Origin of the sequence: Streptomyces palmae, assembly GCF_004684805.1 — a bacterium.
Lineage (GTDB): Bacteria > Actinomycetota > Actinomycetes > Streptomycetales > Streptomycetaceae > Streptomyces > Streptomyces palmae.
The window spans coordinates 1-8,824 of sequence record NZ_SRID01000294.1 but is presented as its reverse complement, the minus strand read 5'-3'; the positions used below and the strand labels follow the sequence as shown (position 1 = coordinate 8,824).

At 72.9% G+C, this 8,824-nt stretch carries 7 protein-coding genes; 6 read left to right on the top strand and 1 reads right to left on the bottom strand.

Features of this window, described 5'->3' with window-relative positions; genetic code table 11:
* The first annotated feature begins 432 nt into the window (after positions 1-432).
* Together cobT and E4099_RS24305 are read left to right on the top strand one after the other, a co-directional pair.
* Positions 433-1,479, top strand: coding sequence for a nicotinate-nucleotide--dimethylbenzimidazole phosphoribosyltransferase (cobT, locus tag E4099_RS24310; RefSeq protein ID WP_135341256.1), 1,047 nt, complete (start codon positions 433-435; stop codon positions 1,477-1,479).
* 75 nt (positions 1,480-1,554) lie between these two features.
* A complete protein-coding gene (locus tag E4099_RS24305; protein WP_135341255.1) occupies positions 1,555-3,321 on the top strand; it encodes a phosphatidylglycerol lysyltransferase domain-containing protein in 1,767 nt (588 codons plus the stop codon).
* A 36-nt stretch (positions 3,322-3,357) separates the two neighbouring features.
* Here the strand turns inward: E4099_RS24305 and E4099_RS24300 are convergent, their stop codons facing one another.
* Positions 3,358-4,092, bottom strand: coding sequence for a hypothetical protein (locus E4099_RS24300; RefSeq protein ID WP_135341254.1), 735 nt, complete (start codon positions 4,090-4,092; stop codon positions 3,358-3,360).
* A 32-nt stretch (positions 4,093-4,124) separates the two neighbouring features.
* On the opposite strand from E4099_RS24300, the gene E4099_RS24295 reads away from it, so the two are divergent.
* From E4099_RS24295 to E4099_RS24280, 4 genes are all read left to right on the top strand, one after another.
* Positions 4,125-4,958 (top strand): adenosylcobinamide-GDP ribazoletransferase, encoded by an 834-nt coding sequence (locus tag E4099_RS24295; protein ID WP_135341253.1) that lies wholly within the window; start codon positions 4,125-4,127, stop codon positions 4,956-4,958.
* Between the two features lie 248 nt (positions 4,959-5,206).
* Positions 5,207-6,733: a leucyl aminopeptidase gene (locus E4099_RS24290; RefSeq protein ID WP_135341252.1), complete on the top strand. Its 1,527-nt coding sequence runs from the start codon at positions 5,207-5,209 to the stop codon at positions 6,731-6,733.
* A gap of 310 nt (positions 6,734-7,043) precedes the next feature.
* Complete coding sequence (gene lpdA, locus E4099_RS24285) at positions 7,044-8,432, top strand: dihydrolipoyl dehydrogenase (RefSeq protein WP_135341251.1); 1,389 nt, start codon at positions 7,044-7,046, stop codon at positions 8,430-8,432.
* Between the two features lie 90 nt (positions 8,433-8,522).
* A partial coding sequence (locus E4099_RS24280; protein WP_342451940.1) for a biotin/lipoyl-containing protein occupies positions 8,523-8,824 on the top strand: 302 nt, incomplete at its 3' end.

Below are 8,824 nucleotides of genomic sequence, written 5' to 3'. Positions count from 1 at the left end.
GAGTTTGTGTGCGGGTGGGGTGTGGCGTGAGTTTGTGTGCGGGTGGGCATCGGCGGGAGTTTGTGTGCGGGGTCGTTGGGGTTGAGCGCGCAGTTCCCCGCGCCCCTGGTGGGGGATGCCGGTCGGTGAGGGTGTGCGGGTCGGGTTCGGCGGGAGTTTGTGTGCGGGTTCGTTGGGGTTGAGCGCGCAGTTCCCCGCGCCCCTTGCAGGGGCATGCCGGTCGGTGAGGGTGTGCGGGTCGGGGTCGTTGGGGTTGAGCGGGCAGTTCCTCGCGCCCCTTGCAGGGGCATGCCGGTCGGTGAGGGTGTGCGGGTCGGGGTCGTTGTGGTTGAGCGGGCAGTTCCTCGCGCCTCTGGCGGGGGCGCGTCACCTGGGAAGAGTTGTCGGTCCGCGGGCCCCGGAGGGGGGCGGTGCGGCGGTAGGGTTCCGGGGGTGAGCGGTCTGAATCTGGATGACTTCGTCGACCTGATCGAGCGGCCGGACGGCAGTGTCCGGCGTGACGCCGAGGAGCGGCGGCAGCGGCTGGTGCCCCCGGCCGGCGCGCTGGGCCGGCTGGACGAGTTGGGCGAGTGGCTCAGTGCCGCCCAGGGCCAGGTGCCGGTGCGCCCGGTGGAGCGCCCCAAGGTGGTGTTGTTCGCGGGCGACCACGGGGTGGCGGAGCTGGATGTGTCGGCCCGGCCGGCCGGCGGCGCCACCGCGTTGGTGCGGGCGGTGCTGGACGGGCGGAGCCCGGTGGCGGTGCTGGCCCGGCGGTACGGGGTGCCGCTGCGGGTGGTCGACATGGCGCTGGACTGCGATCCGGACCAGTTGCCGGCGGAGGTCACCCGGTACCGGGTGCGGCGCGGCTCCGGGCGGCTGGACGTGGCGGACACGCTCAGCGCCGAGGAGGCCGAGCAGGCGTTCCGGGCGGGCATGGCGGTGGCCGACGAGGAGGCCGACGCGGGCACCGACCTGGTGGTGCTGGGCGATGTGAGCGTCGGCGGCACCACCGCGGCGGGCACCCTGATCGCGGCGCTGTGCAGCACCGACGCCTCGGTGGTGACCGGGCGCGGCGGCGCGGGCATCGACGACCTGGCCTGGATGCGCAAGTGCGCGGCGATCCGGGACGGGCTGCGGCGGGCCCGTCCGGTCCTCGGTGACCAGCTGCGGCTGCTGGCCGCGGTGGGCGGCGCGGATCTGACCGCGACCACCGGCTTCCTGCTGCAGAGCGCGGTACGGCGGACGCCGGTGATCCTGGACGGTGTGGTCTCGGCGGCCTGTGCGCTGGTGGCGCAGCGGGTGGCGTTCCGGGCCCCGGACTGGTGGCTGGCCGGGCAGGTCAGCGGGGAGCCGGCGCAGGAGAAGGCGCTGGACCGGATCGGTCTCGACCCGCTGCTGGACCACGGTGTCACCGTGGGCGAGGGGACCGGGGCGCTGCTCTCCCTGCCGCTGGTGCAGGCGGCGGCCGCGCTGCTGGCGGAGTTGCCCGAGCGCGACTAGGTCGTCCGGCCGCCGGGAGAATCCGGCATCCTGGTTGATTTACGCGGAAACCCTCCCCTTCTAGGATCAATGAACATGGGAGAGGTTCGGGTGCGCGCGCGGCGGAGGCCGCGGCACGGCGGCTGGTCGGAGCGCGGTGCCGCCTTCGCCGTCTGGTACCTGCGCGTGGTCGCCTTCGTCAATCTGCTGGGCGCGGTGTGGGTGTCGTTCGGCAATGACATCCGGCGGCACAACGAGGCCGAGTACATCACCCCCTATCTGCTGACCGCCGGCTTCTTCTCCGCGCTGCTCTCGCTCTTCCTGGCGATCACCATGCGGCGCCGCAAACGCGCGGCGTGGATCCTGAACCTGGTGCTGAGCGGGTTGCTGACCGTGCTGCTGGCGCTCGCGCTGAGCCTGCCCGAGATCCGCCGGCACCCGCAGAACTGGATCTCGCTGGCGCTCAGCGCGGTCTTCGTGGCCGCCCTGCTGGTGGGCCGGCGCGAGTTCTACGCCAAGGGCGACCGGTCCAACCCCAGGCTGGCCGCGGTGGTCGGGGTGTCCGGCCTGCTGGTCGGCTCGCTGCTGGCGGCCGGACTGGTCACCGTCACCAACACCGCGCCCGGCAGGGAGAGCGCCACCTTTGTGGACCGCTGGCACTACGGGGTGCTGCGGCTGGTCTCGCTGGCCGCCTCCGACGAGCGGTTCGCGAACATCCGCACGCCCGCCTGGGTCAACGTCGTCATCAATGTGATGAGCACCCTGCTGCTGCTCCTGGTGCTCTACGCCGCCTTCCGGGCCCGCCGCGCGGTCGACCCGATCACCGAGGACGACGAGAAGCGGCTGCGGGCGCTGCTGGACCGGCACGGCGACCGGGACTCGCTGGGCTATTTCGCGCTGCGCCACGACAAGAGCGCCATCTGGTCGCCGTCCGGCAAGTCCGCGGTGACGTACCGGGTGGTGGGCGGGGTGTCGCTGGCCTCCGGCGACCCCATCGGCGACCCGGAGGCCTGGCCCGGTGCCATCGACCGCTGGCTGGCCCAGGCCCGGGAGCACGGCTGGATCCCGGCGGTGATCGGGGCCAGCGAGGAGGCCGGCACGGTGTACACCCGGCACGGTCTGGACGCGCTGGAGCTGGGTGACGAGGCGATCGTGGAGACGGCCGAGTTCACCCTGGGGGGACGGGCGATGCGCACCGTGCGGCAGGCGTACCACCGGGTCCAGCGGGCCGGCTACACCGTACGCATCCGCCGCCACCAGGACGTTCCGGCCGAGGAGATGGCCGAGCTGGTGCGGCTCGCCGACGACTGGCGGGACGGGCGGACCGAGCGCGGTTTCTCCATGGCGCTGGGCCGGCTCGGCGATCCGGGCGACGGTCGCTGCGTGATGCTGGACTGCGTGGACGCCACCGGCCGGCCGCGGGCGCTGCTCAGCTTCGCGCCCTGGGGGGCGCACGGCCTGTCGCTGGACCTGATGCGGCGTGACCGGGACTCCGAGAACGGGCTGATGGAGTTCATGGTGCTGGAGCTGATCCAGCGCGCCGCGGAGGTGGAGGTCACCCAGATCTCGCTGAACTTCGCCATGTTCCGCTCGGTCTTCGAGCGGGGCTCGCGGTTGGGCGCCGGCCCGGTGCTGCGGCTGTGGCGCTCGCTGCTCGGCTTCTTCTCCCGCTGGTGGCAGATCGAGTCGCTGTACCGCGCCAACGCCAAGTACCGGCCCATCTGGGAGCCGCGCTACCTGTTGTTCGAGAAGAGCACCGACCTGCCCAGGATCGGCCTGGCCAGCGCCCGCGCCGAGGGCTTCCTGGAGGCTCCGGTGCTGCCCAAGTGGCTCAACCGCGGCCATCTGGAGACGGCCCGGTAGGGCGCGGGCACCGTGCGGAGAGGGCGCGCCGGGCGATCACTGCTCGGAGAAGCCTCCGATCCGGTCCTGCAAGCGCCTGCTCAGCGCCTTCCAGCGGGCGTCGTGGCGGACGGCCCGCGCCTTGGCCCGGCGCCGGGCGCGGGGGCGCCGCCGGTAGCACCGCCGTGCCCACCAGGAGTCGGGACGGGCCAGCCGCAGCGCGCCCACCACCGCCACCGGAGGCACCAGGACGCCGACCACGGCCAGCCGCGGCTTGCCCTTGGCCAGCGCGATCAGGGCGACCAGGAAGTTGAGGAAGACGGTCGTGGCCGCCACCGCCCGGCCGCTGCTCTCCTGGGCGTCCACGTCGTTCACCCCGAACGGCAGGAAGCCGCTGAGCAGCAGGACGACCAGCGCGATGGTGACCGTCACCACCTCGACGCTCTGCCGGCCCTGTTCGCTCCAGTAGACGTCGTGCAGGTGCAGGATCAGCGCGAACTCGTCCAGTACCAGCCCCGCTCCCACTCCGAAGAGCACCGCCGAGACATAGGCGCCGAAGCCGCGGGTGCCGCTGGCCACCGCGCCGAAGCCGCCCATCACGCACAGCAGGACGCCGGGCACCACATGGTGGATGTGCAGCCCGCCGGGGGAGACATCGCGGAACGGCCCGCGCCCGGCCTTGATCATGCGGGTGATGGTGCGGGTGATCAGGAACGCCAGGATGAACGAGCCCAGCGCGAGGAACAGCGGCAGTTTGCCGGGCTCCACGATGTTCCGCTGCCACCAGTTCATGCCCCCGAGCCTGCGCGATAGCCTGCGGCCCGATGGACACCACGCCGCAGCAGTCCCCCGCACGCCCGCCGCATCCACCGCGCGCCCCGCTCGGCGACGGGCTGCGCTTCGCCTTCGGCACCCTGACCGCGCTGCCGGTGCGGGTGCCCCGCTGGGATCGGGGCGCGGCGCACACCGGCATGCTCTGCGCCCCGCTGGCCGGCCTGGTGGTGGGGCTGTTCTCGGCCGCGCTCGGCGGCGTCCTGCTGCTGCTCGACGGCGGGCCGCTGCTCGCCGCGGTGGCCACCGTGGCCACGCCCGCCGCGCTCACCCGCGGCCTGCACCTGGACGGTCTGGCCGACACCGCCGACGGGTTGGGCAGCGCCAAGCCCGCCGCGGACGCGCTGCAGATCATGAAGCGCTCGGACATCGGGCCGTTCGGCGTCATCACCCTGCTCTTCGTGCTGCTCGCCCAGGTGGCGGCCGAGTACCGGATGTACGCGGACAGTTGGGCGCGGGGCGCGCTGGCGGCGGCCGTCGCGGGGACCGTGGCGCGCTGCGCGCTGACCGCGGCCGCCCGCGCCACGGTGCCGGCCGCGCGGCCCGGGGGGCTGGGCGCGGCGGTGGCGGGCGCGGTGCCGGTCCGCTCGGCGGCGGGTGCCGTGGCACTGGTGACGGCCGGTTGCCTGGTGCTGGGTGCGGTGGCCGGCGCGCGTCCCGTGCCGGCGGCGGCCCACCACGTGCTGGCCGCGCTGGCCGCGCTGGGCGCCGCCGAACTCCTGCTGCGGCACTGCCGGTCGCGGCTGGGCGGGGTGACCGGCGATGTGTTCGGCGCGCTGGCCGAGACCGCGGCGACCGGCGCGCTGGTGGTGCTGGCGCTGGGTTGACCGGCCCCCGGAACGGGCCTGGGGACGGCAACTCCCTTGCTCGGGCCCCGTCGCACCGCGAGCCGGCAGCCGGGTGAAGGTCCCGTGAACGCGGCTCGAGGGTTAGGCTCCCGATGACCGTGAGCCGCCGGACCAGGTGGATGACGGCCCGCGCCCCGCCCGCCGGGAACCGGCACATACCATGCCCCCTGGGCGCGGCTGACCCATCCATCGGCCGAGGAACCAACCGGAAGAGGGACCCCAACACCGTGACTGCACTGACTCTCAGCACCTCCTCGGCGGCGACGCTGCGCGCGGACGCCATCGTCGTCGGCGTGGCGAAGGGCGCCAAGAGCCCCGTCGTCGCCCCCGGCGCGGAGGCCGTGGACGCCGCGTTCGACGGCAAGCTGGCCCGTGTCCTGGAGACCCTCGGCGCCACCGGGGCCGAGGGCGAGGTGACCAAGCTGCCGGCGCCCTCCGGCTTCAAGGCCCCGGTCGTGCTGGCGGTCGGTCTCGGCGACGTCCCCGGCAAGGACGGCGGCGAGGGCCGGTACGCCGCCGAGGCGCTGCGCCGCGCGGCGGGCGCCGCCGCCCGCGCGCTGGCCGGCTCCAAGAAGGGCGCGTTCGCCCTGCCGGTCGAGGACGCGGACGACGCCGCGGCGATCGCCGAGGGCGCGCTGTTCGGCGCGTACTCCTTCACCGCCCACCGCGGTGACGAGAAGAAGAAGGCCAACGGTGCCCCGCTGGCCGAGGTGGCGGTGCTCGGCGGCAAGCCGCGGGACAAGGCGTTCAAGGCCGCCGTCGAGCGGGCCACCGTGCTGGCCGCCGAGGTGAACCGGGCCCGTGACCTGGTGAACACCGCGCCGAACGTGCTGGACCCCAAGGCGTTCGCCGCCGCGGCCCAGGCCGCCGGCAAGGAGCACGGCCTCAAGGTCGAGGTGCTCGACGAGAAGGCCCTCGCCAAGGGCGGCTACGGCGGCATCCTGGGCGTCGGCCGCGGGTCCGAGGCCCCGCCGCGCCTGGTCCGGATCGGCTACACCCACCCGAAGGCCGAGCGCACCCTGGCCCTGGTCGGCAAGGGCATCACCTACGACTCGGGCGGTATCTCCCTGAAGCCGGCCGGTCACAACGAGACCATGAAGTGCGACATGGCCGGTGCGGCCACGGTGTTCGCCGCCGTGCTGGCCGCCGCCCGGCTGGGCCTGAAGGTCAATGTGACCGGCTGGCTGGCGCTCGCCGAGAACATGCCGTCCGGCTCGGCCACCCGCCCCGGCGACGTGCTGACCATGTACAGCGGCAAGACGGTCGAGGTGCTGAACACCGACGCCGAGGGCCGGCTGGTGCTCGCCGACGCGCTCACCCGCGCCTCGGAGGAGCAGCCGGACGCCATCGTGGACGTGGCCACCCTCACCGGTGCGATGGTGCTGGCGCTGGGCACCCGCTTCTTCGGGATCATGGCCAACGACGACGCGTACCGCACCGCGATCCACGAGATCGCCGAGGAGGTCGGCGAGCTGGCCTGGCCGATGCCGCTCCCGGTCGAGCTGCGCAAGGGCATGGACTCCCCGGTGGCCGACATCGCCAACATGGGTGAGCGGATGGGCGGCGGCCTGGTGGCCGGTCTGTTCCTGAAGGAGTTCGTGGGCGAGGGCATCACCTGGGCGCACCTGGACATCGCCGGTCCGGCGTTCAACGAGTCCGGCCCGTTCGGATACACCCCCAAGGGCGGCACCGGTTCCGCGATCCGGACGCTGGTCCGGCTGGCCGAGCGCACCGCCGACGGCGACCTGGGCTGACCCCCACCAGCCTGCCGCCGCACGGCGGCGATCCGCGGTCCCGGGCGGTTTGCCCGGGACCGCACCATTGATTTCGCCCTCAACGAAATCCGCAGGTGATACGCCCGAGTAACCCGCACACAAGGGTTGACGGATGTCTCACACACCGGGCCCCGCGTCCCACCGTGCTCCAACAAGTGCGAAGATGTTGTCTCGGCAGGACAGGGCCCCCACCACAGGGCCGAAGACATAGCGGCCGAACACCAGCCGACCGGCCGGTCGTCCCCCCGAGGAAGGGGGCCCGGCGGCGCATATGCATGGAGGACGTGACGTGGCGAACGACGCCAGCACCGTTTTCGACCTAGTGATCCTCGGCGGTGGCAGTGGCGGTTACGCCGCGGCCCTGCGGGGGGCCCAGCTGGGCCTGGACGTCGCCCTGATCGAGAAGGACAAGGTCGGCGGCACCTGCCTGCACCGCGGCTGCATCCCCACCAAGGCCCTGCTGCACGCCGGCGAGATCGCCGACCAGGCACGCGAGTCCGAGCAGTTCGGTGTCAAGGCCACCTTCGAGGGCATCGACATCGCGGCCGTCCACAAGTACAAGGACGACGTCGTCTCGGGCCTGTACAAGGGCCTTCAGGGGCTGGTGGCCTCCCGCAAGGTCACCTACATCGAGGGTGAGGGCCGGCTGTCCTCCCCCACCTCCGTCGACGTGAACGGCCGCCGCATCGAGGGCCGCCACATCCTGCTGGCCACCGGCTCCGTGCCGAAGTCCCTGCCGGGTCTGGAGATCGACGGCAACCGGATCATCTCCTCGGACCACGCGCTGACGCTGGACCGCGTCCCGCAGTCCGCGATCATCCTGGGCGGCGGCGTGATCGGCGTCGAGTTCGCCTCCGCCTGGAAGTCCTTCGGCACCGACGTGACCATCGTCGAGGGCCTCAAGCACCTGGTCCCGGTCGAGGACGAGAACAGCTCCAAGCTGCTCGAGCGCGCCTTCCGCAAGCGCGGCATCAAGTTCAACCTGGGCACCTTCTTCGAGAAGGCCGAGTACACCGAGAACGGTGTGCGGGTCACCCTCGCGGACGGCAAGACCTTCGAGGCCGAGGTGCTGCTGGTGGCCATCGGCCGCGGCCCGGTCTCGCAGGGCCTGGGCTACGAGGAGGCCGGGGTCGCCATGGACCGCGGCTACGTCCTGGTCGACGAGTACATGCAGACCAACGTGCCGACCATCTCGGCCGTCGGTGACCTGGTCCCGACCCTCCAGCTCGCGCACGTCGGCTTCGCCGAGGGCATCCTGGTGGCGGAGCGGCTGGCCGGCCTCAAGCCGGTGCCGGTCGACTACGACGGTGTGCCGCGGGTCACCTACTGCCACCCGGAGGTCGCCTCCGTCGGTATCACCGAGGCGAAGGCCAAGGAGCTCTACGGCGCCGACAAGGTCGTCGCCCTGAAGTACAACCTCGCCGGCAACGGCAAGAGCAAGATCCTGAAGACCGCGGGCGAGATCAAGCTCGTCCAGGTCCGCGACGGTGCCGTGGTCGGCGTCCACATGGTGGGTGACCGCATGGGCGAGCAGGTCGGCGAAGCCCAGCTGATCTACAACTGGGAGGCGCTGCCGGCGGAGGTCGCGCAGCTCATCCACGCCCACCCGACGCAGAACGAGGCACTCGGCGAGGCCCACCTGGCGCTGGCCGGCAAGCCGCTGCACGCACACGACTGATCCCCGGGCGCGAACCATCCGCAGGTCCCCCGGCTCTCGGCCCGCAGGCGAGGCCGGGGGGTACCCCATCCGTTAGGAGCAACTGAAACCATGGCGGTTTCCGTAACCCTGCCGGCGCTCGGCGAGAGCGTCACCGAGGGCACCGTCACCCGCTGGCTGAAGGCCGAGGGTGAGCGTGTCGAGGCCGATGAGCCGCTGCTCGAGGTCTCGACCGACAAGGTCGACACCGAGATCCCGGCGCCCGCGTCCGGCGTCCTGTCCTCCATCAAGGTGGCCGAGGACGAGACGGTCGAGGTCGGCGCCGAGCTGGCCGTGATCGACGACGGCACCGGCGCCCCCGCGGCAGCCCCGGCGCCGGCCGCTGCCGAGGCCCCGGCCCCGGTCGCCGAGCC